This window comes from Pseudomonas sp. GZJR-8, from assembly GCF_002916705.1.
GTDB classification, from domain to species: domain Bacteria; phylum Pseudomonadota; class Gammaproteobacteria; order Pseudomonadales; family Pseudomonadaceae; genus Aquipseudomonas; species Aquipseudomonas synxantha_A.
In genome coordinates this window covers 1-226 of sequence record NZ_JXSI01000029.1, presented here as the reverse complement: position 1 = coordinate 226, position 226 = coordinate 1, and the positions used below count along the sequence as shown (strand labels likewise).

Here is a 226-nt window from a genome sequence, read left to right as displayed (position 1 = left end):
CCCAGGCATAACGCGTGTCCATCTGCGAAAAACTCGCCCAATGCCGGACGCAACGTGCCGCCTTGCCGGAGCCTTCCCACGCCCAGAAGAAACTCGCCCCACCGGCCAACTGCCGCTCAACAATGACGTGCTGATCGTCGTATCGATAACGCTCGCTTTCCCCGACAGCATTGGTCGCGCAAACCAGTCGTCCGTCTTCGTCATAGGCGTAGGAAACAACGTTCTG

At 59.3% G+C, this 226-nt stretch carries 1 protein-coding gene; it reads right to left on the bottom strand.

Features of this window, described 5'->3' with window-relative positions; all coding sequences use genetic code 11:
• Positions 1 to 226: RHS repeat domain-containing protein (locus TK42_RS26875; protein ID WP_146097904.1), on the bottom strand; the 226-nt coding region annotated here is incomplete at both ends.